This window comes from Variovorax sucrosi, from assembly GCF_051216635.1.
In the GTDB taxonomy this organism is placed as follows: domain Bacteria; phylum Pseudomonadota; class Gammaproteobacteria; order Burkholderiales; family Burkholderiaceae_C; genus Variovorax.
In genome coordinates this window covers 84,988-105,369 of the sequence record NZ_JBPJZU010000002.1, presented here as the reverse complement: position 1 = coordinate 105,369, position 20,382 = coordinate 84,988, and the positions used below count along the sequence as shown (strand labels likewise).

Sequence of the window (20,382 nt, the reverse complement as noted above, 5' to 3'; positions counted from 1 at the left end):
CCATCCATGAAACTTTGTCGCCGCGAAACTCTCCGAACTGCATGAAAAAGCCGTTGCCAGTATCTTCCTTGCCTACTTCTTCATCGTTCAACGCCCGCCGCGCGCTTGTCGCGGCCATGGCTGCAACGCCCCTGATTCCCGCGCTGGCCCAATTCCGGGTCGAGGTGTCGGGTGTGGGGCTGACCCAATTGCCGATTGCGCTGGCACCCTTCAAGGGTGAGGACGCCTCGCCGCAGAAGATCTCTGCGATCGTCCAAGCCGACCTCGAGCGCAGCGGTCAGTTCCGCGGCGTGGATGCGTCCGGCCAGGCGCTCGACGAGGCCTCGCGGCCCGACCTCACGCTGTGGCGTCAGCGCACCGCCGATTCGCTCGTGGTGGGCAGCGTCACCAAGCTGGCCGATGGCCGCTTCGACGTGCGCTTCCGCCTGTGGGACGTGGTGCGCGGGCAGGACCTCGGCGGTCAGAGCTATACCGTGCCGCAGGGCGACCTGCGCCTTGCGTCGCACCGCATCGCCGACTACGTCTACGAGAAGCTGACCGGCGAAAAGGGCATCTTTTCGACCCGCATCGCCTATGTGACCAAGGGTGGCAGCCGCTACAGCCTGTGGGTGGCCGACGCCGACGGCGAGAACGCGCAGGCCGCCCTGGCCAGCCCGGAACCCATCATCTCGCCCGTGTGGTCGTCCAACGGGTCGCAGCTGGCCTACGTGTCCTTCGAGTCGCGCAAGCCGGTGGTGTACGTGCACAACGTGGCCAGCGGCCAGCGCCGTCTGCTGGCGAACTTCCGCGGCTCCAACAGCGCACCGGCCTGGGCGCCCGACGGCAACTCGCTGGCCGTCACGCTCAGCCGCGACGGCGGCTCGCAGCTTTACACCATCGCGTCGTCCGGTGGCGAGCCGCGCCGGCTCACGCAGAGCAGCAGCATCGACACCGAGCCGACCTTCTCGGCCGACGGCAGCACGATCTATTTCGTGAGCGACCGCGGCGGTGCGCCGCAGATCTACAAGATGGGCGCCAACGGGGGCTCGCCCACGCGCGTGACCTTCAGCGGCTCTTACAACATTTCACCTTCTGTCAGCGGAGACGGCCGGTGGTTGGCCTACATTTCCCGCGTAGGCGGCGCGTTCAAACTGCATGTGATGGAACTGGCGACCGGCAATGTGGCCGCGATCACCGACACCACCGCCGACGAGAACCCCAGCTTCGCCCCCAACAGCAAACTGCTCGTCTATGCCACGCAGCTCGGAGGGCGCGAGGCACTGATGACGACCACGCTCGACGGCAAGATCAAGGCGCGGTTGGCCGGCCAGGCCGGAGATATTCGGGAACCGGACTGGGGTCCGTTTCAAAAGCAATGATTAACTTGAGGAGTCTTTAATGTTGAAACGCACGATTTATTCGCTGGCCATCGTGGCCCTGATCGCCGGTTGCTCGTCCGGTACCAAGCTGAACGACACCCCGGTGGTAGACCGTTCCGGCGGCGCCGGGCAGGGCAGCGGTGCAGCCAGCGGCGTGGCACCCGTCACCATCGACCCGAACGCCGGTACGGCGCAAGGTCCCGTCGGCGTTGCACGCATCGTCTACTTCGACTACGACAGCTACACCCTCAAGCCCGAGTACCAGTCGCTCATCGACGGTCACGCGCGCTTCCTGAAGGCCAATCCGCAGCGCCGCATCTCGGTCGAAGGCCACACTGACGAGCGTGGCGGACGCGAGTACAACCTGGCACTCGGCCAGAAGCGTTCGGAAGCCGTCCGCCGCGCGCTCAACCTGCTGGGCATCAGCGACAACCAAGTGGAAGCCGTGAGCTTCGGCAAGGAAAAGCCGGCCGCGCAGGGCAGCGGTGAGTCCGTCTGGGCGCAGAACCGCCGCGCCGAAATCACCTACCGTTGATGAATCGGCCATTCGGTTTGCGTCACGCCGCGCTCGCGGTGCTGATCGCATGCGCCTCGGTCGGTGCCAACGCCGCCCTGTTCGAGGATGACGAGGCGCGCCGCGCCATCCTCGAACTTCGCCAGCGCGTCGAGGCGATGCGCACGCAGACGGAACAGCGGCTGACCGACGAGAACGCGCAGTTGCGCCGCAGCCTGCTCGACCTGCAAAACCAGATCGAGACGATGCGCGGCGACATGCAGCGCATGACCGGGCAGAACGAGCAGCTTGCGCGCACCGTGTCCGAGTTGCAGCAGCGCCAGACCGACATCGACGACCGTCTCAAGAAGAATGAGCCGGCGAAGGTGGCGGTCGATGGCCGCGAGTTCACCGCCGACCCACGCGAGAAGTCCGACTTCGATGCCGCCCTGGGCGTGTTTCGCAGTGGCCAGTTCGCGCAGGCACAGACCGCTTTTGCCGAGTTCGTGAAGCGCTACCCCCAAAGCGGCTACACGCCCTCGGCGCTGTTCTGGCTGGGCAACGCGCAGTACGCGACGCGCAACTACAGCGAAGCCATCGCCAATTTCCGATCGATGCTGTCGCTGGCGCCGGACCACGCGAAGGCCCCCGAAGCGGTGCTGTCGATCGCCAACTGCCAGATCGAACTCAAGGACACGCGCGCGGCCCGCCGCACGCTGGAAGACCTGACGAAGGCCTACCCGCAGTCCGAGGCCGCGCAGGCCGGCCGCGAGCGTCTTTCGCGCCTGAAGTAAGACAGGGCGCTGCGCCATGGACGCCGCGGCGCTCGCATTTCCCACCGTGGCGGATCCCGACCTGGCACGCCGCTTCGGGGGGCTCGAGCGCCTGTATGGTGTTGCAGGAGCGCGGGACATTCGCGGCGCTCACATCATGGTGGTGGGCATCGGCGGCGTCGGTTCGTGGGCGGTCGAGGCGCTCGCGCGCAGCGGGGTCGATCGCCTCACGCTGGTCGATCTGGACCATATCGCCGAATCCAACATCAACCGTCAGATTCACGCGCTCGCGTCCACTGTCGGCCAGGCTAAGGTCGAAGCGATGCGCGAGCGCATTGCTCAGATCAACTCGGCCTGTGCGGTGATCGCGATCGACGATTTCGTCGAACCCGAGAACTGGCTGGCGCTGGTCGCGCGCGCCGAACAGACGAACGGCCCCCTCACGGCCGTCATCGATGCCTGTGACCAGGTGCGTGCCAAGGTGACGATGAGCGCCTGGGCGCGTTCGACGCGCACCGGCTTCATCACCGTCGGCGCTGCGGGCGGCAAGCGCCTGGCGCACCGGGTCGAGATCGATGACCTGACCCACACCACCCACGACCCCTTGCTGGCCCTGGTGCGCAATCGCCTGCGCAAGGCCCACGGTGCACCGCGAGACGGCAAGAAGATCGGCGTCGCCTGTGTCTTCAGCCGCGAAAGCGTTGCACCGCCGGATGCCTCGTGCGCGGTGGAAGGCGACGGTTCGCTCAACTGCCATGGCTACGGCTCGGTGGTCAGCGTCACCTCGACCTTCGGGCAGTGTGCAGCCGGGTGGGTGATGGACCGAATCGCCTCTCGCGCCACGCTATAATCGTAGGCTTTGCCGGACTCGATGCGACGCCGGTGAACAGTGAAGATCGACAACAAGATCGATTCGGGACGTTAGCTCAGTTGGTAGAGCAGCGGACTTTTAATCCGTTTGTCGTGGGTTCGACCCCCGCACGTCCCACCAATTTACCCGCATGGGTGCTAGAAAGCCTGCTACTGAAAAGATAGCATGCTTTTGGCTTTGGTGGTTCGTTGCCAGAACGTTGCCAGAATGCAAGGGCGTCATTTCTGCACAAATTACTTGCCACTACGCCGGCAACCGCATGACACTCTGGTGAAAGTTCTGAGGGCTCTGACATGTGCAGCTTGTCCGGTTTCCAGATTGCGGCGCAGGCCGAAAAAGACGTCATCCAGCAGAGCAACTGCAGTTTGACGCAGGATGCCGTGCTCGAAAGCGCTTGGGTGAAAGCAGTGGCCGCCTGTCTGACAAGCAACGTTGGGTTGCTGCCCGGAAGAGGCGATCGCGGAGCAACCTATGAGGTCAGATATATCGACGTTAGCGCGTGGAGTGCCAAAGGATTGGCGACTGCGCGAGTAGCGGCTGCGGCGTTTCTGCACAATGGGACGAGTTGCCAAAACGTTCTAGCCGCGGACATCAAGGCGAGCCCTTGGTGGCACGGTAACGATCCGAAAAGCCGGGCAGCATCAAGAGCAGCTTCCTTTTTGCCCTAACTCAAAAGGTGAAACGATGTTTGAATCGGATGAACTCTTGGTGCTCTCAGAGCTATACCCTGAGCACGAACGCACCGCACTTCAACGCTTCGTCATCGAGAACGAGGCTGCCTTCGATGCCTTCCGATTGCTCTTGGAATTGTCCGTAACTGGGGAGGGCGGACCTTTACCAAGATCGGTGAACCTTGTTGGCGGCAATGAGCAGTTGGATCTGCTGAGTAGGCTTGCAGAGGAAAATGACCTCGATGCACAGCAGATTCGCCTGTCGTCAGGAGAGCTTGCGCTAGTTGTCTCTCACCCCACAACAAACCTATCCTTCGCAGCGGTTTCTGCCGAGCCCAACGCAGAATCATTGTTCGCTGTGGGGCAACATGGCGCCTGAATGGCTCGAAGTTACCTCTGACATCGTTGGTTTTGTCAGCGCAGTGGTGCTCGCCATTCCAACGCACAACGTGCTTGCAGCTCGACGGGTAGTACACCAAGCTCGATTAGATCTGTTAGGCACATTCGGCCTAGACCCTAGCAAGGGCATCGAAGCCCAATTGGTGGCCTTTGAGAAGAGTGATCCAACGAGAGCAAGAGTGCTTGTGGATGGTCTTGCTCGTGTCGACGCGAGAGCAGGCCGCTACGAGCCAGGCGACTCAAAGATGTTCCAGTGGGGCACCTGGCTGCTGGTGACATCGTTCCTAATAAAGCTTGTCTCGCACGCCCTTAAATAGGGCTGGCTAGGTCTGTTGCGTCGCGTCGGCGTCTGAAGGAGCGCCTAAGGCCGGCTTTTGCACCACCAGACTGGCGCACCTTCGGCACCGGAGAGGCGTCTCCCCGGGCCCCTAGACCAATGCAGCAGCCCTCCGCACGCTCGTCGCTCCTTACTTGGACGCTGAAGAGTGGCATGCAAGTTAGTAACAAATCGGGCCGTGATCGTAGGGCTTGCCACCAAACATGGCTGGCAGCACAACGCGCACGGCATGAGCAGAGTCAAAATACTCCTTGGCCGCCCCGCTGATCTCCACCGCCAAGGATTGCCATGGCGCGCCGGGAACTGCCGTTGCTTGGCAATCACTCACAAAGGTCTGAGAGGCGTTGAGGCCTGCCAGCGCCAGACGCGTTCCGCCGGCGTTCAAGATTTCAAAGTGAAGGGATGGGAACGGCTGCTGCGATCTGTTAGAGGACCAGTGGTCAAGAGTCACCAAGAAAAAGAGCTTCGGCGCGGGCTGACGTTTAAGACGCAACGTAACGACCAAGTTTGAAATTACTAGCGCGTCGACGGCTTTCGATCCGTCTGAAAACGTGTATCTATATGAGGCTGGCATTTTTGCCAAACGGTACTCCCATTCGACGTCAGCGACTGGCTTTTCAAAGGTTGCAATGGCTTCACTTACAGGCTCAAGACCCCATGAGATCCACCGATTGATGGGATTTTCGAGTGGATCATCGATTGGAAATTGCGCCATGTTGTCGTCCTGGAGTTGACCTTGTCAGCATGACACCTTGCACCGGCGTCGTCCAGCATTCGCTGAAAGGCGGATTTGGCTCCGCCAAAGCGAAGTTCGTCGCTCGGATGGAAGCCGGAGGCTGCGCACGGCAATCTTCAGCTTGCCTCGTCGGCGTGCCCACCTCGAACATGCGATACCAGCGATGCGTTGGCTCGTTTTCAACGCCCTGCTACTCAACGCTAACTAGGTAGCCGCTAGGAACCTGCGGAATGTAGAAGTCGGATTGTTCCTACGCAAAGACCGCACCGGCGGCATGAATGTCCGTCGATGTTCTTCCTCTTTTCCAACCGACTGGGATGTCTCGGCTCGATCGTGGTCTCCGTGCTGCTAAGCGTTCTGGTGCTCTGGCTCGTTAACGTGATTTAAAGCAGCTCGCCAAGGGCTGGCTTGCACCACCAGACCTGGGGCACGCTCGGCGCCTGATAGGCCGGTTGCTCCTCCTGGCCGTAGATCAGGATGCCGCCGCGATCGATCTTCTTGACGTGCGCGTGCACCAGCGGCTCGATCACGTCGATCAGGATCTCGCGGGTTCGGAACAGCCGAGCAGTGGTCTGCGGGTAGAACCTGCGCGAGTCCTGGCTCATCAAAAGCCAGCCGCTCTCTGAGAGCTTTGGGACGACCTCGCTCGGCAGCTTCCGCCAACCTGACGCAGCACGAACACAGTGCAGAGCACGGCTAAAAGGGCACGTCGGCGCGAACTGTGTGGGGTAGATGTGAAGCCCAGCGTTGCCGCGCGGAGGCTCCCATTCCGGCGGGAGCTTGATGCCCCAGCGCTTCTCGTAGTAGCTGCGGCGCTTTTCGGCCTGGTAGTGGCTGCACATATGCCCATTGTGGGGGCGGTCGCGCTGGCGCTGCAGCTATCGAATCAAGCGGGGTCGTGGCATGCTCATCAAAACTCCATCACCGATCCATGAAGCTCTCCGTTGCTCTGCTCATCTCTTTAGCCTCGTCGGCCACGTTTGCAGAGGGGACGGCGCTGTCCGTGCCATCTGACGCCAAGGCAATCTATTACGTGCTCGAAAAGTCAACTAAAGGCACCGTGCGGACGATCGTAACGAAGCGCGCGGGGTCAAGCGGTGAGTCGTTTTCTAAGAGGGAAGTTGACTGTAAAAATGACTTGATCCGGTACATCGGGACGGGCGATACCATCGCTGAAATGAAGGCGTCTCGACCGAACGAGAAGCTGTCGCCGATTGTCCCGGGATCGATTGCCTACTACATAGGTAAGGCCGCCTGCGCGTGACGATGTGGTGTCCGGCTGGTGCCCCTCCAGCGTCTCGCCGAGCCTGTCTAGCGCATAGGTGTTATGGCGGCTATGAGAGCGGTCGGCAGGCGAGCGCAGTCGACTACGGACCTTCTGCGACAACCGCTCTAGCGAGCTTCAATCGAGCATATCGTTGTCGCGCACCGCGAGCCAGTGGGTGTGCTCACCGTGAACGAAGTTCTCGGACATCACGATCAGGCGCAGGCCTACTCGGATCTCGGGGGAATCGAAGAACCAAAAGCCCCCGTCGCGGAAGACGCCTCGCTCTTCGTGCTCAACATCGGGGCTCCAACAAACTCGAATCTCACGCATCGAGCCGAAGCTTACGGTACTCCTTCCCCTGCACTGGTTTTCGAATGACCCGTGGCCACGCTACCCGCTCGCTGAGCACATAGGCGCGCGCTCCGGTAAGCGTGACAAATGTCCGAGATGACGTTTGATTCTGGCTGCGATCGCGTTGCCGTTCGAACGACGACGCCTTGCGCGGATAGAGTTCCCGGGACACACAGCCGCAGCATGCGGTCGAGCGCCGCCCCTGATATGACCTTAGACATGAAATCCATTGTTCTTGCCGCCCTGACGGCTTCGTGCTTCTCTGCGACGGCCGCGCAAGTGGGTGAATGGACCTACCTCCTGACCCCCGGCAACATTGGTCGCACAGCGAGCATGGTTGGAAACCGAAATGGTCACATCTATGGCCAAGCCGAATTATTCAAAGAGGAAGGCGACTCCTACTTTTTCCGCCTTCGAGGCGTGACTGCCGATGAGTGTCTCAACGTCAAAGTCGCTGCGGTCGTCGATGACAGCGAGACCGGTCAGTTGGTCATCACCCCAGCGAAACGCTTTCCAAGCTGCCCCTCGATCCGCCTGGTCATCAAGACTAACGGGTCGGGCGGTGTGGTCCAACAGCTGGTGGGCAAAAAGAGCAGCCAAACGTGGCTTACTGACGAGGACCATGACTACGGGTTGACGCCGCGTTGAGCTGTAGCGGACTGCCGCGATACGATGCCGCTCAACCAACGAGGAGTGAGACATGGCTGTGCCGCCTTGGCTGACCGAGCTGCTGCATTCGATCAGGGATTTACTGCACGACAACCAGACGTTCGCTGCTGCCTTGATCGCAGGGGTCGTGGCCATCGTTGTCGCTCGAACGACGCTGCATGGTGTAAAACTCTCCCTCGAAGCGACCGAGAAGAAGACAGCCATTGAGTTGCGGCACTCTGTCGAGCAGGAGCACCGCAATCGCGAACATTCCAGGCACGAAGCTGAGCGAGAGCGAGAACTCAGCGCGCGCAAGGATCGGCACTCTCGCTTAACCACGATGCGCCGTGATGTGTACCTAGCAGCGGTCTCTGACTTCGTGCGCTTTCAGACTCTCTTGGGGTCGCTGCCAACCCGAGAACTGAAAGACCTCAATGCAGCCGTTGAGATCGGGGGTGTTTCGCTGGCAGCGCAGCGAATCACCTTGGTAGCGGAGCAGGCGACCGCGGTTGTGGCGCGCGAGACGTTCAATGCGTACATGGGCATCCTCATGGAATGCCTGTCGAAAATGATCCCGCTCGCACACATCAAGGGCCAGGTCGTTGTGGCAGAAGCTTCCAGGGCTCGCGCGTATGAGCAGGCGCAAGCTCAACTCGAGACCATGCGGCAGTTCAATTTGGAACGCAGAGACGATCGGCACGCGTTCGATGCCATCAAAGCGCAACGTGACGCATCCTTGAAAGAGGTAGAAGAACAGTCTCATATCGTGGCGAGCGGGTATTCGCAGCTCACTGCCACCCAGCTCGAAATGACCGACTTCATCACCGAGTCGCTTCGGCTGCGAGTCTCCGAGCAGATCGATAAGCTGGCCGTTGCCATTCGAACAGAGCTGGAACTAACGAGTGACCTCAAGGTGTTCCGAGCGCTCAGCGAGGCAGCTTACGAGCAGGCTGCGAGCGCGCTGCACCGATTGAGAGAGGATCTGTCGCGCCAATAGAAACATTTGGCTCGAAGACGCATTGCGACACTTCCCGATGTCGACCGCCCGCAATCGTCGCGCGGTGACGAACGGCCCTGACTTTCAACCCGTAGGAGATGGACATGCGTGACGATTTCATCAATGTCGAGGACCACGGCGAATGGCTGAACTTTCGCTTTCGGGAAGTGGGGGAAACCACCAGCATTCCCGTAAAGATGAGCCGGGAGGCTTTGACGGACCATTTCGGCGCTGGCAGTGAGTCAGGTGAATTGGTCAAGGCCTATGCCCAGAACCAAGAAGAGATCCATGCAGTCGTGCGCACGAAAGCCAAGGGCAGCGGTCCTTACACCGTGGCCAATCCGCTGGAGCTGAGAACGGCCGACTTCTAGGCTCGCAAGGGAGATCAGGGCGTCAAGCGCGTTGCCGCTGAATGCCCCGGCCGTATTGGCGCCTCCGTGGGCACCTTACCGGCCGCCACCACCGGCAGGCGAGCAGTCCTGCCGTCAGCGGGCCGGTGATGGTCTGCTGCACGGCGATGCGCGCCAGGCTCGCGACGATGGAGTTATTGCGTAGATGTGTGATCGGTCTCCCCGACTGCATGGATCACGGTGGCCGTTGACGTTCCGAGGTGCTCAACGAGGAGGATCGCCGGAACCTTCAGTCGCGAGCTAAACCATGTTCCGGACCACTTCCCTGAAAGCGCCGCAACGTTTGGGGGGGGACCACGCCTTCTGGCGGTGCATTGGCGCCCGCGCCGCGAGGCAACGGGGGCGGTCGCAGATACCCGGCCGGCGCCGGGGCATTCTCCGAGCATCCGCCGAGCAAAAAGAGGCTGAGGATGACCCCTGAGCGAACGTGCATGGCCCCCATCGATCACATCTAGAGTCGGGTCACGCCATTCATTGGCGCTGCGGCATCGTCTTTCGGCTTGGTCACTGAGCTACTTCCCGAGGGGACCGACGTCGAGCGGGTTTGACTTGGAACCAGTTGGATTGCCTGGCGTACCCGGAAGGGAGTACTTAATCGTGATCGTGTTCTCCAGAGAGTCAGATCCGCTCACCGAATACCCAATTTTCAACGGCACGTCGACTCCAGCGTTCATTCCCGAACCGCCCTCAGCAGCAATCTTCAGTACGAGCGTGGCTTCGCTCAACGTGAGGGGTGTGGCCGCCTTTTCCCCGGGTGCAAGCTGTGCAGCTATGAGGTCAGATCTGACCCGCTCGATCACCTCTTTGAGATTTGCAGTAGGCCGGGGCCTCGCCGTCTCAAAGCATCCTGAAAGGAAGAAAACGGCGCAAGTGAGTAGCAATTGTCGAGTGAGACGCATGGCAGTTCCCCGAGCTGAGAAACGATTGAGTTCATCGAGAGGTGGAAGCGGCGTCGTCTAACGGTCGCGCCGCGCGGCATTACGATTTAGCAGTTGTAGGGAGCGCTCCAGACGCCGCCCGCTTGGCACCGCTTGCACTGCATCGGTCGAGTACAACCCCCTCCCGCCGTTGGCTCCCCTGAGCACCACCTATGCTCACCTCCAACAGGGTACTCAGTCCAGGGGTTCAGTTGACACCCGCCCGGCCTAATTTGCGTGCTCAGGTCGCCTGAGGATTGGGGTGAAGTGCACCCTGCAATCAGCAGCGCAAGAACGAATATCAAATGGACTCGACAACTTCGCATTGGAAACTTTCAGAGTGCATCATCACGCTAGCACTCGGCAGTGACTTTGGGCATCAACACTTTTGGTTATGCACTGGCCAGGTGCCCCGACATCGTCACGGGTGAGCATGTCGTCTACCCCGCATCCCTCAATTGCCGCACACTGCACGCGAGGTCACTCGCCCCAGCGTCGACAGCCTGCAGTCGTCGCGTGTGACCTCGGCCAGCAGTAGCCGGCCGCCGAAAGGTGCATCAGGGCGCATCACAAGTGCTCTGAGCACCTGCTCGCTTGCGATACAGCGCGCATGACCCGGGGTGCTGGCGTCGATTCCTTCCTGTCCCCAAGATTCGTCCCACGGCGATAGGTAGACGCTGTCCATTTCCTGCATATCGAAGCCGCTTGCGTCTGCAGATTGGTAGGCCACGCAGCACATGCGCCCGCGCGCCATTGAGTACCCCACCAGCGTGACCTCCTGCTGATATAGGTGCTTTTCGAAGTCCAGCCCAAGCGACTTAAGGTAGTCGATCGCCTGAACAAGAAGCTCCGGCATCACTGCCTCGACATCGTCGAACGCTGCGTCCCGTCTCAACTGCAAGATAGAGAACAATGTGTTGAGGAAGAGAGGTGTCCCCCGATTCGCGAGCACCAAGTTCAAGTGAGGCAGATGCAACATTTTGCTGACCTCAAGGAACTCGCCGCCCATGCCTCGCCCTTCGGTGTCGACCACCACCATGGCTCGCGCTGGAGTCATCCAGACATCTAGCAGGCTCACCGAGGTTTCCCCGGGAGGCGCAACGAGCCGACGAGAGGGCTTGCTTGGATCACGATCGTCGGTACGCCGTAGGCAAGCAGCACGCCGCCAAGAAGAGGAACGAGGGCTTGAGGCATATGGTCTTTCAGGTGATGAGTTCGCCCGGGACGACGTCGCCCAGGTCAGTGCACATGAGATAGATACCCCGGCCGCGCAGCAGCATGCCGACGCCGAACGGGATGATGGAGATGCCCAGGTCTGCGCATAGAGCCCTGGTGAGTTGTCGACGGTCTCGCAATGTCATGGTCAAAACCTTGAAATCAACAAATCAAAACAATCAAAAATCAGGCTGCAAGCCGCGCCAGTACTGGTTTCTGTCACCCTGTGCCGTTTGATTGAGTTTGAAACGGGGAGCATTTTCTGCGCGTGAGAGACCAGGTGGTTTCCGGCACCCAGCGGCGGCCGACTTCTGACCCGCCTACCCCCTGTCGGTGCACCCCACAGAGGCGCTCTACGGCTCGCAGGACGCGCCGCACGACCTCGGGGGTCATCGACGAGGGAAGCAGCGACGACACGCGTGCGCGGGCGACGACGAGCGCTGCCGCCTTCCATGCGTCGCGTTCCGTCTCTGGGCGGTGGTCGACTGCCATTGGTCTGGCTCAGTACGACGCTTCGCTCATGTCGGTGATCTCCATCACCATCACGCCCGGGATCGGTGCGATGAAGTTCGAGGAGAGCCGAACAGGTCGCGGCACAGCCTGGTATTCGGCATGGATTGCCGCGGCCATCGCCTGCAGTTCGAGCATGACGTCGTCGGGCAGCGCGGCCTCCAGGCGCATGGCATCAGCGCGAGCGGTGCTTTCCGTCACCAGGCGACCCAAGCGGGCGACCGATTCGAGGGCGAGTTTGGCGGTCTGCGCGACGCGTGCCTCGGTGCCCGGCTCCATCATGAAGAGCTTGCCGTGGGTGCCGCTGTTCCACGTCTCGGCGACCGCCAGCTTGTAGGCCTGGTTAGCCCACAGCTCGAGCGCTGTTGCTGATGTTCTGGCAACTGTGCCGCGCCCGTAGCCCTTCGACCGACGAGGCCCGGAGCGGGTATCCAAACAGGCCGCCAGGCGACCGGACTCAGACCAGGTCTTGGGTGCCGAGACTTGTGTGGACCGAGGAGGAGATCGATGTCACGAGCCCGATCGCGCTCGCGCGAAGCAGTTCGTCGCGCAGGGCCGCTTCGAGTTGGCTGCGCGCCGAATCCGGCCGGTCATGGTCATATTCGTCGTCCAGCTCGCAATGCAGGTAGTAGTCGACCCTCGACATCAGCCGCTCTATGGATGCGGCAAGATCTGCATCATTCATCCGTTTCCTCCGCCAATTTCTTATCTGCCCGCGCCGCCAATGCAGCGTTTACGGTTCAGCGGTTTTAGGGTAGCACGGAGGGGATTAACCGTTCGGCAACTTTGTCATAGAAGAGGCGGGATTCCTGTCCTCCGTTGACGATTGATTCTGAAAACTCATTGTTTCGGCTTAACAATTCCGAGGCGCTCAAAGAAACGAGGTCTTTTTTCTTCAGGGTTTTCGATAGTCGCTGAAATCGCGTTTGCGGCCGTCGGCAATGCGAATTGGACCGCCCGCGCGACCTTGACGCAGTCCTTGATGTGCTGCTCGCCCAGTGCACGCAGGGCCGCATAGCCCAGCCCGGCGGAGATGATCTGGCCGGCCACGGGCACGTACTTGGTGGCCTGTTTGGTCGTCAAACGCAGCCCGGCGTGCTTGGCCATCGTCATGAGCAGGTCACGGGTCACCAGGCGGCCCACCAGCAGCGCACCGACGGTCGTCGCGGCCTTCTGAATACGTTCGCGTTGGTGCGGCGCCAGAGTCTCGACCTGGGTGACGGAGAGGCCGAACTCGGCGCTGACCTGCGGAACCAGCCGCGACAGCAGCGCCGCATCGGCCGCCCAGTCGATGCCCGGCAGCGGCACCGCGCTGGCCGCGGCCGCGAGCAGGGCCTTGCGTGCGATCAGCTTTCGGCTGCGCCGCACTGCCGCAATCAGTGCCGGATCGCCCTGGGCAAGTTCGATGGCAGACGGCATGTGCGATGGCTCCTGTCAGGCGGTGAGTGCCTCCAGTTGACTCGATACGGCCATCCAACGTTCCTCGAGACTTTCGATCTCGTCGTTCAGGGCCTTCAGGCGCTTGCCGGTCTCGGCGATCTCGGTGGCCGGCAAGGTTTGCGCCAACCGGGTCTCGAGGGCCGCCTTGGCGGCGCCGGCTTCCGCCAGGCGCTCGTCGATCTGCGCGATCTCGCGCTTGAGCGGCTTCGCCTGCTCGCTGCGCTGCTGGCGGCCTTGGGCCGCGTCCTGCTTGGCGACGGCCGGTGCGGGTGCCGCCACGGGTTCGCTGGCCTTGCGCACGGCTTCCTTGGCCTCCTCGCGCAGGCGCTTGGCCTCTTCGAGCAGGTAGCGCTGGTAGTCGTCGAGGTCGCCGTCGAAGTCGGTCACGCCGCCGCGGCCGACCATCCAGAATTCGTCGCAGACGGAGCGGAGCAGGGCGCGGTCGTGGCTCACCAGCATCAGCGTGCCTTCGAACTCGTTCAGCGCGACGGCAAGTGCTTCGCGGGTGGCGAGGTCCAGGTGGTTGGTGGGTTCGTCCAGCAGCAGCAGGTTGGGGCGCTGCCAGACCATCATGGCCAGCACGAGCCGCGCCTTCTCGCCGCCGCTCATGGTGCCGACCGGCTGCTTGACCATGTCGCCGTTGAAGTTGAAGCTGCCCAGGAAGCCGCGCAGGGCCTGCTCGCCGGTCGGCTCCTTGGCAGAAGCGCCGAGTTCGCGCGCCATGCGCACCATGTGCTCCAGCGGGTTGTCCTGCGGGCGCAGCACGTCGAGTTCCTGCTGCGCGAAGTAGCCGATGTTCAGGCCCTTGCCTTCTGTCACGGTGCCGGCCAGCGCGCCCATTTCGCGGGCGATGGTCTTCACCAGCGTCGACTTGCCCTGGCCGTTGGCGCCCAGGATGCCGATGCGCTGGCCCGCCTGCACCGACTTGCTCACGTTGGTCAGGATGGTCTTGGGCACGTCGTCGACCATGTAGCCGAAGCTGGCCTGGGTGATCGACAGCATCGGGTTCGGGATGTTGCCCGGCTCCTTGAATTCGAAGGTGAAGTCGGCCTCGGCCAGCAGCGGCGCGACCTTTTCCATGCGTTCGAGCGCCTTGACGCGGCTCTGCGCCTGCTTCGCCTTGCTGGCCTTGGCCTTGAAGCGGTCGATGAACTTCTGCAGGTGGGCGATCTTTTCCTGCTGCTTGCCGAAGGCGGCCTGCTGCTGCTCCATCTGCAGCGCGCGCATCTCTTCGAACTTGCTGTAGTTGCCACCGTAGCGCGTGAGCTGGGCATTGGCGACATGCAGCGTGACGTTGGTCACCGCGTCGAGGAACTCGCGGTCATGGCTGATGACGATCATCGTGCCTTCGTACTTCTGCAGCCAGGCTTCGAGCCAGACGAGCGCGTCCAGGTCCAAGTGGTTGGTGGGTTCGTCGAGCAGCAACAGATCGCTCGGGCACATCAGGGCGCGGGCCAGCTGCAGGCGCATGCGCCAGCCGCCGGAGAAGCTGCTGACCGGCGCGTCGAGCTCGTGGCTCTTGAAGCCGAGGCCCAGGATCAGCGCCTGCGCGCGCGGCGCGGCGTCGTGCTCGCCCGCATCGGCGAGGTCGGTGTAGGCATGGGCCAGCGCCATGCCGAGATCGGCATCGTCGGGGTTCTCGGTGTAGGCGGCCTCGATCTTGGCGAGCGCCTCGCGCAATTCGACCAGCCGGGTGTCGCCACCGACCACGAAGTCGGATGCGCCTTCGTCGGTTTCGGGCATGTCCTGCGCGACCTGCGACATGCGCCATTGCTTGGGCAGGAAGAAATCGCCGCCGTCTTCGTGCAGCGTGCGGTTGAACAACGCGAAGAGCGTCGACTTGCCGGCGCCGTTGCGGCCCACCAGGCCGACCCGTTCGCCGGGGTTGATGGTGGCGTTGGCGCCGTCGAGCAGCAGCTTGGCGCTGCGACGCAGGACGACGTTCTTGAGAGTGATCATGGACGGGACGAAATGAGGCCCAGGGCTTCGACGGCGGCCAGAACCGTCGCGGTCTGGGTGTCGTGGGCAAGGATGAAGGGGTCGCCGTGGATCGTTTCGTCGGGAAACTCGGAAATCAGCGTCAGGGGCGGACCCGGACGGTTGACTTCACTGATCATGCAGGCCGTGCCGTGGAGGAGCTCGAACGGTAGATCGCTGGCATGCGCATTGTAGCTGGCGAGCTGCCGCGCGTTGAAGCCCATCAGCGCCGGACGCTCGGCCAGCCGTCGGCAGACGTGCTCGGCCAGCGCCCGTGCCCGATCGCCCCAGCCTGCGTGATGGCGCAGGATCAGGAAGAAGCCCTTGGGCAGCATCCACGCCTCGAAGCCGCGCGGGATGTAGCCGCTGAACGGGCGCGTCCATTCATGCGCCGGGTAGCCGTGCAGGTTCAGGTGCAGCTGCGCGCCGGTCAGCGCCAGGCCCTGTTCGCGGGCTTCGCGCTCGTACCAGGGCGGCGCGTCGCGGTATTCCAGGTCGTCGCCCAGCGCCGTGTAGCGCGCCGCGTGGTGCATGTGGCGCGGTGCGTGGGCGCACAGGGCGTGGTGCAGGGCGTAGCCGTCGGGGTTCTCGAGCGGGATCAGCGCGAAGTGGGCGCCCTGCGCGGCGAGCTGGTGCGCCGCGCGCAGGGCGCCGACCACGCCGGAGGTCTCGTTCGCATGCTGCGCGCCGCTGATCAGCACGGCGGGGCCGCGGCCAGCGTGGTGGACGCCGTGCATCTTCCGGCCTTCGCGGGTCGTCGCGAAGAAGCGATCACCGGGCACGCGGGCCAGTTCGGCGGCGATGCGCTCGGGCGTCAGCGGCGAGGAACTGCGTTCGAGCGGCACAGTGTCTTCGAGCGCAGACCCGGGTTTCTGCGCAGGGTAGGGCCCGACCGCGATACGCAGTCGAGTGTCGCCCCGGCCGCTGCGCACGTCCGGCACGATCTGGCCCGGCTGCAGGCGGCGGTCGCCGGGCGGCCGGCCGCTGCGGCGCTGAAACAGTTCGAGCAGCGAGAAATACAGGTCTTCATGCAGCGCCTCGCGGCTGTCCATCCATTCGCTCTCGCGCGCCGGCGCATGGGCGATGCCGGGCAGCTCGACGCGCAGGTCGAGGCGCTCGAAGTAGGGCTCGGCCTCGGGCCAGGGGTGCTGCTGCACCCAGTCGATCACGCGGCGGAACACGGCCTGGTGCTCCGATTCGTGCGCGCCTTCCTGCCAAGCCTCGCCCGGCCGCTGCACGCGCAGCCAGGCGGTGGGCGACAGCAGCGTTTCGCCAAGCGCGTCGACGTGGACGTGGTTCGGCGCCAGCACATGGTCGGTGCGCTGGCGGCCATCGCGCCATTGCAAGTCGACGCGGTACACGGGCGCCGCGTCGGATGTCGGAAGCAGCTCGAATCGAAGCGCCGCGCGGCCCAGCATCTCGGCCAGCGGGTAGGCCTCGAGCTGGAAGCGGCGTGGCGAAGCGTTCGGGTGCACCGGGCAGTGCACCGTGACGTGCGTGAGCTGCGCGCGCTCGACCTCTTCGAGGAAGTGATGGACCAGCGGCTTGTAGGTGCTCCGCAGCCGGGCCGCGATGCCGACGGCGGCCAGTCGCGCCTCGGCACGGCGACGTGCGGCGCGGCCTTCGAACAGCCAGCCTTCGACGCGGGTGCCCGCCATCGGCGACCGGCTCAGCGCCTTCACCCAGGCTTCGAGCGTGCGCGGGATGCGAACGTCGAGCAGGGCGGCCATGCGCGCCGCGCTAGCCTTGTGCGGCGACGATGGCGTCGCGCGTCAGCAGCAGCACCTGGTCCTCGCCGGCCGATGTCTCCAGCCACACCGCTTCGAGTGCCGGGAAGGCGGTCTCGAAGTGCGGTCGTTCGTTGCCGATCTCGAGCACCAGCACCGCGCGCTCGCTCATGCTGGCGGGCGCATCGGCCAGCAACTGGCGGATGAAGTCCATGCCGTCGGTGCCACCGGCCGCGTTGCCCGACAGCGCCAGCGCCGGCTCGGCCTGGTACTCGGCCGGCAGCGCCGCCATGCTGTCGGCGTTGACATAAGGCGGGTTGCAGAGGATCAGATCCCACGGTCCGGGCACGGCGGCCATGCCGTCGGAGCGGACCAGCGTGATGCGCTCGTCGAGGGCGTGCCGCGTGACGTTGATCGCCGCGACCTCGAGCGCTTCGGTCGAGATGTCGGCCGCGGTCACGGCCACATCCGGGTAGGTCATGGCCGCCAACACCGCCAGGCTGCCATTGCCGGTGCACAGGTCGAGCACCTGCCGCGTGTGCTCGCCCAGCCAGTAGTCGACGCTGCCGTCGATCAGCAACTCGGCGATGAAGCTGCGCGGCACGATCGCGCGCTCGTCGACGTAGAAGGGCACGCCCTGCAGCCAGGCTTCCTTGGTGAGATAGGCGGCGGGCTTGCGGGTCAGGATGCGGGTGGCGACCAGCGCGTCGACGCGCGCCTGGTCGCCGAAGGACACGGGGCGGTCGGCCACCGCGTCGAGGTCGTCGAGCGGCAGGCGCAGCTGCCACAGTACCAGCCAGGCGGCCTCGTCGAAGGCGTTGTCGGTGCCGTGGCCGAAGGCGACGCCGGCCTCGGTGAGCTGCCTGGCGCCAGCGTCGATGAGTTGGATGACGGTGCGCTCGTCGGCGGCCGGCGTGCTCATGCCGCGGCCCGTGCCGTCTGCCGGGATTCGAGGGCCTCGATCGCGCGCCGGTAGATGTTCTTCAGCGTGTCGATCGCGTCGACGTCGATGTGCTCGTCGATCTTGTGGATGCTGGCGTTGACCGGGCCGAACTCAATGACCTGCCTGCAGATCTTCGCGATGAAGCGCGCGTCGCTGGTGCCGCCGCTGGTCGAGAGTTCGGTCGTGATGCCGGTTTCGGCCTGGATGGCCTGCTGCACCGCCTCAACCAGCTCGGCCGGCTGCGTGAGGAAGGGCAGGCCGCCGATGGTCCAGATCAGCGTGTGATCGAGTCCGTGCGCATCGAGCACTGCCTTCACGCGCTGCTGCAGCGACTCGGGCGTGGATTCGGTCGAGAAGCGGAAGTTGAAGTCGACCACCGCGCTGCCCGGGATCACGTTGCTGGCGCCCGTGCCCGCGTGGATGTTGCTGATCTGCCAGCTGGTCGGCTGGAAGTAGGCGTTGCCGGCGTCCCAGCCGCCGGCGGCGTTGATGGCGACCAGTTCCGCCAGCGCCGGCGCGAAGGCGTGCACCGGGTTCTTCGCGAGGTGCGGGTAGGCGATGTGGCCCTGCACGCCATGGACCGTGAGCTTGCCGCTCATCGTGCCGCGGCGGCCGTTCTTGATCATGTCGCCGCAGCGTTCGACCGCGGTCGGCTCGCCGACGATGCAATAGTCGATCGCCTCGCCGCGTGCGGCCAGCGTGTTGCACACGATGACGGTGCCGTCCACGCCGGGGCCCTCCTCATCGCTGGTCGCCAGCAGCGCCAGCGTGAGCTGCGGGTCAGGCTTGGCGGCCAGGAATTCCTCGATGGCCACCACGAAGGCGGCCAGCGAGGTCTTCATGTCGCAGGCGCCGCGGCCATAGAGCTTGCCGCCACGGTGCGTGGGGGTGAAGGGCGGGCTGGTCCACTGGTCGAGCGGGCCGGTCGGCACCACGTCGGTGTGGCCGGCGAAGGCCAGCGTCTTGCTGCCGGCCGCGCCGGGGCGCACCGCCCACAGATTGGTCACGCGGAAATCGGCCGGGCCGCTCTCGATGGTTTCGAAGCGGAAGCCCAGCGCGGCAAGGCGCTCGCCGAGGATCTGCTGGCAGCCGGCGTCGTCGGGTGTGACCGACGGGCGGGAGATGAGGTGTTCGGCGAGCTGGAGGGTACGGGACATCTTCGAGAAATCAGTGGCGCACGTCGAGCGTGATGTCGGTGAAGCTGGGTTCTTCTTCCTGCGCCATCAGCGCGCGGTCTTCGTCGCGCTTGGTCGGTGCCGCCTGGCGGTTCTGCAGGCGCCACATCAGGTTGGTGGGCGAATCGGCCTGCGACAGGCCTTCCTCGCGGGTCACGCGGCCCTCGGTCACGAGCTGGGCGATGTCTTCCTCGAAGGTCTGCGAGCCCTCGGCCATCGACTGCTCCATGGCTTCCTTGACGGCGGAGAAGTCGCCCTTCTCGATCATCTCGGCGATGAGTGCGGTGTTCAGCATCACCTCCATCGCCGGCCAGCGTTCGCCCTTGGGCGTGCGCAGCAGGCGTTGCGCGACGATGGCGCGCAGCGCGCCGGCCAGGTCACCCAGCAGCGTGGGCCGCACCTCGACCGGATAGAAGCTCAGGATGCGGTTCAGCGCGCGGTAGCTGTTGTTGGCGTGCAGCGTCGCCACGCACAGGTGGCCCGACTGCGCGTAAGCGATGGCGGCCGTCATGGTCTCGCGGTCGCGGATCTCGCCGATCTGGATCACGTCGGGCGCCTGGCGCAGCGCGTTTTTCAGTGCGACCTGCAGCGACTGCGTGTCGCTGCCTACGTCGCGCTGGTTCACCATCGACTTCTTGTTGGTGTAGGTGAACTCGATCGGCTCCTCGACGGTGAGGATGTGGCCCGACGCGTGCTCGTTGCGGTAGTCGAGCATCGACGCGAGCGTGGTCGACTTGCCGACGCCGGTGGCGCCCACCATCAGGAGCAGCCCGCGCCGCTCCATGATCAGCGTCTTCAGGATGTCCGGGAGGTGCAACTCGTCGAAGGATGGGATGGTCAGCGCGATGTGCCGCACCACCACCGCGTAGCTGCCGCGCTGGCGCATCGCGCTGATGCGGAAGTTGCCGGCGCCCTCGAGCTGGATCGCCATGTTGAGCTCGCCGGTGCGTTCGAGCTCGGCGATGCGGCTCTGGTGCACCACTTCGCCCAGCAGGCCCAGCGGCGCCTCCGGCGGCAGCACCTGCGCGTTGATCGGCAGGCAGTTGCCGTTGATGCGGATCAGCGCCGGGGAGTGGGCCGAGAGGTAGATGTCGGACGCTTTGCGCTCCGCCATCAGTCGAAGGATGCGTTCCATCGTGCTCATCGTTCTCTCACTCCTCGGGCGGT

Annotated in this window: 24 protein-coding genes and 1 tRNA gene; 11 read left to right on the top strand and 14 right to left on the bottom strand. The window is 63.8% G+C overall.

Annotated elements, in window-relative coordinates:
- Nucleotides 1–116: 116 nt before the first annotated feature.
- The 7 genes from tolB to ACSFBE_RS03535 all read left to right on the top strand — a co-directional run bounded on the left by tolB (nt 117) and on the right by ACSFBE_RS03535 (nt 4,545).
- A complete protein-coding gene (tolB, locus tag ACSFBE_RS03565; protein WP_435489001.1) occupies nt 117–1,358 on the top strand; it encodes a Tol-Pal system beta propeller repeat protein TolB in 1,242 nt (413 codons plus the stop codon).
- A gap of 19 nt (nt 1,359–1,377) precedes the next feature.
- Nucleotides 1,378–1,893, top strand: coding sequence for a peptidoglycan-associated lipoprotein Pal (gene pal / locus ACSFBE_RS03560; protein WP_435489000.1), 516 nt, complete (start codon nt 1,378–1,380; stop codon nt 1,891–1,893).
- Nucleotides 1,893–2,645 (top strand): tol-pal system protein YbgF, encoded by a 753-nt coding sequence (gene ybgF, locus ACSFBE_RS03555; protein ID WP_435488999.1) that lies wholly within the window; start codon nt 1,893–1,895, stop codon nt 2,643–2,645. Before pal ends, ybgF begins: the two co-directional genes overlap by 1 nt.
- A 16-nt stretch (nt 2,646–2,661) precedes the next feature.
- Entirely contained in the window at nt 2,662–3,474 is an 813-nt protein-coding gene (locus tag ACSFBE_RS03550) for a tRNA threonylcarbamoyladenosine dehydratase (RefSeq protein WP_435488998.1), read from the top strand.
- A 65-nt stretch (nt 3,475–3,539) separates the two neighbouring features.
- Nucleotides 3,540–3,615 (top strand) — tRNA-Lys (locus ACSFBE_RS03545).
- A 173-nt stretch (nt 3,616–3,788) separates the two neighbouring features.
- A complete protein-coding gene (locus tag ACSFBE_RS03540; protein ID WP_435488997.1) occupies nt 3,789–4,163 on the top strand; it encodes a hypothetical protein in 375 nt (124 codons plus the stop codon).
- A gap of 16 nt (nt 4,164–4,179) precedes the next feature.
- The gene (locus ACSFBE_RS03535) at nt 4,180–4,545 is read left to right on the top strand and encodes a hypothetical protein (RefSeq protein WP_435488996.1); all 366 of its coding nucleotides are present in this window, start codon (nt 4,180–4,182) and stop codon (nt 4,543–4,545) included.
- A 517-nt stretch (nt 4,546–5,062) separates the two neighbouring features.
- On the opposite strand, the gene ACSFBE_RS03530 is transcribed toward ACSFBE_RS03535, so the two are convergent.
- Nucleotides 5,063–5,617, bottom strand: a complete 555-nt coding sequence (locus ACSFBE_RS03530) for a hypothetical protein (RefSeq protein WP_435488995.1) — start codon at nt 5,615–5,617, stop codon at nt 5,063–5,065.
- A 404-nt stretch (nt 5,618–6,021) separates the two neighbouring features.
- Entirely contained in the window at nt 6,022–6,243 is a 222-nt protein-coding gene (locus ACSFBE_RS03525) for a hypothetical protein (RefSeq protein ID WP_435488994.1), read from the bottom strand.
- A 326-nt stretch (nt 6,244–6,569) separates the two neighbouring features.
- Here ACSFBE_RS03525 and ACSFBE_RS03520 point away from each other — a divergent pair, with 326 nt between their 5' ends.
- Nucleotides 6,570–6,902: a hypothetical protein gene (locus ACSFBE_RS03520; protein ID WP_435488993.1), complete on the top strand. Its 333-nt coding sequence runs from the start codon at nt 6,570–6,572 to the stop codon at nt 6,900–6,902.
- A 138-nt stretch (nt 6,903–7,040) separates the two neighbouring features.
- On the opposite strand, the gene ACSFBE_RS03515 is transcribed toward ACSFBE_RS03520, so the two are convergent.
- Nucleotides 7,041–7,235 carry a hypothetical protein gene (locus tag ACSFBE_RS03515; protein ID WP_435488992.1) on the bottom strand — a complete coding sequence of 65 codons (195 nt, stop codon included), beginning with the start codon at nt 7,233–7,235 and terminating at the stop codon, nt 7,041–7,043.
- Between the two features lie 240 nt (nt 7,236–7,475).
- Between ACSFBE_RS03515 and ACSFBE_RS03510 the strand changes: the two genes are divergently transcribed.
- The 3 genes from ACSFBE_RS03510 (at nt 7,476) to ACSFBE_RS03500 (ending at nt 9,272) form a co-directional block, all read left to right on the top strand.
- Nucleotides 7,476–7,904, top strand: a complete 429-nt coding sequence (locus tag ACSFBE_RS03510; RefSeq protein WP_435488991.1) for a hypothetical protein — start codon at nt 7,476–7,478, stop codon at nt 7,902–7,904.
- 52 nt (nt 7,905–7,956) lie between these two features.
- Nucleotides 7,957–8,901, top strand: a complete 945-nt coding sequence (locus tag ACSFBE_RS03505) for a hypothetical protein (RefSeq protein WP_435488990.1) — start codon at nt 7,957–7,959, stop codon at nt 8,899–8,901.
- A gap of 104 nt (nt 8,902–9,005) precedes the next feature.
- Nucleotides 9,006–9,272, top strand: a complete 267-nt coding sequence (locus tag ACSFBE_RS03500; protein ID WP_435488989.1) for a hypothetical protein — start codon at nt 9,006–9,008, stop codon at nt 9,270–9,272.
- A 551-nt stretch (nt 9,273–9,823) separates the two neighbouring features.
- On the opposite strand, the gene ACSFBE_RS03495 is transcribed toward ACSFBE_RS03500, so the two are convergent.
- From ACSFBE_RS03495 to ACSFBE_RS03445, 11 genes are all read right to left on the bottom strand, one after another.
- On the bottom strand, nt 9,824–10,210 hold the full coding sequence (locus ACSFBE_RS03495; protein WP_435488988.1) for a trypco2 family protein: 387 nt from the start codon (nt 10,208–10,210) through the stop codon (nt 9,824–9,826).
- Between the two features lie 472 nt (nt 10,211–10,682).
- Nucleotides 10,683–11,267 (bottom strand): hypothetical protein, encoded by a 585-nt coding sequence (locus ACSFBE_RS03490; RefSeq protein ID WP_435488987.1) that lies wholly within the window; start codon nt 11,265–11,267, stop codon nt 10,683–10,685.
- Between the two features lie 163 nt (nt 11,268–11,430).
- Nucleotides 11,431–11,589 carry a hypothetical protein gene (locus ACSFBE_RS03485; RefSeq protein ID WP_435488986.1) on the bottom strand — a complete coding sequence of 53 codons (159 nt, stop codon included), beginning with the start codon at nt 11,587–11,589 and terminating at the stop codon, nt 11,431–11,433.
- A 355-nt stretch (nt 11,590–11,944) separates the two neighbouring features.
- Complete coding sequence (locus ACSFBE_RS03480) at nt 11,945–12,388, bottom strand: hypothetical protein (RefSeq protein WP_435488985.1); 444 nt, start codon at nt 12,386–12,388, stop codon at nt 11,945–11,947.
- 22 nt (nt 12,389–12,410) lie between these two features.
- Complete coding sequence (locus tag ACSFBE_RS03475; protein ID WP_435488984.1) at nt 12,411–12,638, bottom strand: hypothetical protein; 228 nt, start codon at nt 12,636–12,638, stop codon at nt 12,411–12,413.
- 155 nt (nt 12,639–12,793) lie between these two features.
- Nucleotides 12,794–13,372 carry a hypothetical protein gene (locus ACSFBE_RS03470; RefSeq protein ID WP_435488983.1) on the bottom strand — a complete coding sequence of 193 codons (579 nt, stop codon included), beginning with the start codon at nt 13,370–13,372 and terminating at the stop codon, nt 12,794–12,796.
- A gap of 15 nt (nt 13,373–13,387) precedes the next feature.
- Entirely contained in the window at nt 13,388–15,352 is a 1,965-nt protein-coding gene (locus ACSFBE_RS03465) for an ABC-F family ATP-binding cassette domain-containing protein (RefSeq protein ID WP_435488982.1), read from the bottom strand.
- Nucleotides 15,349–17,100: a M14 family zinc carboxypeptidase gene (locus ACSFBE_RS03460; protein WP_435488981.1), complete on the bottom strand. Its 1,752-nt coding sequence runs from the start codon at nt 17,098–17,100 to the stop codon at nt 15,349–15,351. Before ACSFBE_RS03460 ends, ACSFBE_RS03465 begins: the two co-directional genes overlap by 4 nt.
- Before the next feature lie 10 nt (nt 17,101–17,110).
- The gene (gene prmB, locus ACSFBE_RS03455) at nt 17,111–18,019 is read right to left on the bottom strand and encodes a 50S ribosomal protein L3 N(5)-glutamine methyltransferase (protein WP_435488980.1); all 909 of its coding nucleotides are present in this window, start codon (nt 18,017–18,019) and stop codon (nt 17,111–17,113) included.
- Nucleotides 18,016–19,197, bottom strand: a complete 1,182-nt coding sequence (gene dapE, locus ACSFBE_RS03450; RefSeq protein WP_435488979.1) for a succinyl-diaminopimelate desuccinylase — start codon at nt 19,195–19,197, stop codon at nt 18,016–18,018. Before dapE ends, prmB begins: the two co-directional genes overlap by 4 nt.
- Nucleotides 19,198–19,207: 10 nt before the next feature.
- Nucleotides 19,208–20,359, bottom strand: a complete 1,152-nt coding sequence (locus ACSFBE_RS03445) for a PilT/PilU family type 4a pilus ATPase (RefSeq protein WP_435488978.1) — start codon at nt 20,357–20,359, stop codon at nt 19,208–19,210.
- Nucleotides 20,360–20,382: the final 23 nt, after the last annotated feature.

Coding starts and splice junctions, on each gene's coding strand:
- ACSFBE_RS03530 (WP_435488995.1), bottom strand. CDS start 5,617: ATGGCGCAATTTCCAATCGATGATCCACTCGAAAATCCCATCAATCGG.
- ybgF (WP_435488999.1), top strand. CDS start 1,893: ATGAATCGGCCATTCGGTTTGCGTCACGCCGCGCTCGCGGTGCTGATC.
- ACSFBE_RS03495 (WP_435488988.1), bottom strand. CDS start 10,210: ATGCGTCTCACTCGACAATTGCTACTCACTTGCGCCGTTTTCTTCCTT.
- ACSFBE_RS03490 (WP_435488987.1), bottom strand. CDS start 11,267: ATGGTGGTGGTCGACACCGAAGGGCGAGGCATGGGCGGCGAGTTCCTT.
- tolB (WP_435489001.1), top strand. CDS start 117: ATGGCTGCAACGCCCCTGATTCCCGCGCTGGCCCAATTCCGGGTCGAG.
- ACSFBE_RS03515 (WP_435488992.1), bottom strand. CDS start 7,235: ATGCGTGAGATTCGAGTTTGTTGGAGCCCCGATGTTGAGCACGAAGAG.
- ACSFBE_RS03525 (WP_435488994.1), bottom strand. CDS start 6,243: ATGAGCCAGGACTCGCGCAGGTTCTACCCGCAGACCACTGCTCGGCTG.
- ACSFBE_RS03540 (WP_435488997.1), top strand. CDS start 3,789: ATGTGCAGCTTGTCCGGTTTCCAGATTGCGGCGCAGGCCGAAAAAGAC.
- ACSFBE_RS03500 (WP_435488989.1), top strand. CDS start 9,006: ATGCGTGACGATTTCATCAATGTCGAGGACCACGGCGAATGGCTGAAC.
- ACSFBE_RS03470 (WP_435488983.1), bottom strand. CDS start 13,372: ATGCCGTCTGCCATCGAACTTGCCCAGGGCGATCCGGCACTGATTGCG.
- prmB (WP_435488980.1), bottom strand. CDS start 18,019: ATGAGCACGCCGGCCGCCGACGAGCGCACCGTCATCCAACTCATCGAC.
- ACSFBE_RS03465 (WP_435488982.1), bottom strand. CDS start 15,352: ATGATCACTCTCAAGAACGTCGTCCTGCGTCGCAGCGCCAAGCTGCTG.
- ACSFBE_RS03485 (WP_435488986.1), bottom strand. CDS start 11,589: ATGACATTGCGAGACCGTCGACAACTCACCAGGGCTCTATGCGCAGAC.
- ACSFBE_RS03460 (WP_435488981.1), bottom strand. CDS start 17,100: ATGGCCGCCCTGCTCGACGTTCGCATCCCGCGCACGCTCGAAGCCTGG.
- ACSFBE_RS03445 (WP_435488978.1), bottom strand. CDS start 20,359: ATGAGCACGATGGAACGCATCCTTCGACTGATGGCGGAGCGCAAAGCG.
- ACSFBE_RS03535 (WP_435488996.1), top strand. CDS start 4,180: ATGTTTGAATCGGATGAACTCTTGGTGCTCTCAGAGCTATACCCTGAG.
- ACSFBE_RS03550 (WP_435488998.1), top strand. CDS start 2,662: ATGGACGCCGCGGCGCTCGCATTTCCCACCGTGGCGGATCCCGACCTG.
- ACSFBE_RS03475 (WP_435488984.1), bottom strand. CDS start 12,638: ATGAATGATGCAGATCTTGCCGCATCCATAGAGCGGCTGATGTCGAGG.
- ACSFBE_RS03510 (WP_435488991.1), top strand. CDS start 7,476: ATGAAATCCATTGTTCTTGCCGCCCTGACGGCTTCGTGCTTCTCTGCG.
- pal (WP_435489000.1), top strand. CDS start 1,378: ATGTTGAAACGCACGATTTATTCGCTGGCCATCGTGGCCCTGATCGCC.
- dapE (WP_435488979.1), bottom strand. CDS start 19,197: ATGTCCCGTACCCTCCAGCTCGCCGAACACCTCATCTCCCGCCCGTCG.
- ACSFBE_RS03520 (WP_435488993.1), top strand. CDS start 6,570: ATGAAGCTCTCCGTTGCTCTGCTCATCTCTTTAGCCTCGTCGGCCACG.
- ACSFBE_RS03505 (WP_435488990.1), top strand. CDS start 7,957: ATGGCTGTGCCGCCTTGGCTGACCGAGCTGCTGCATTCGATCAGGGAT.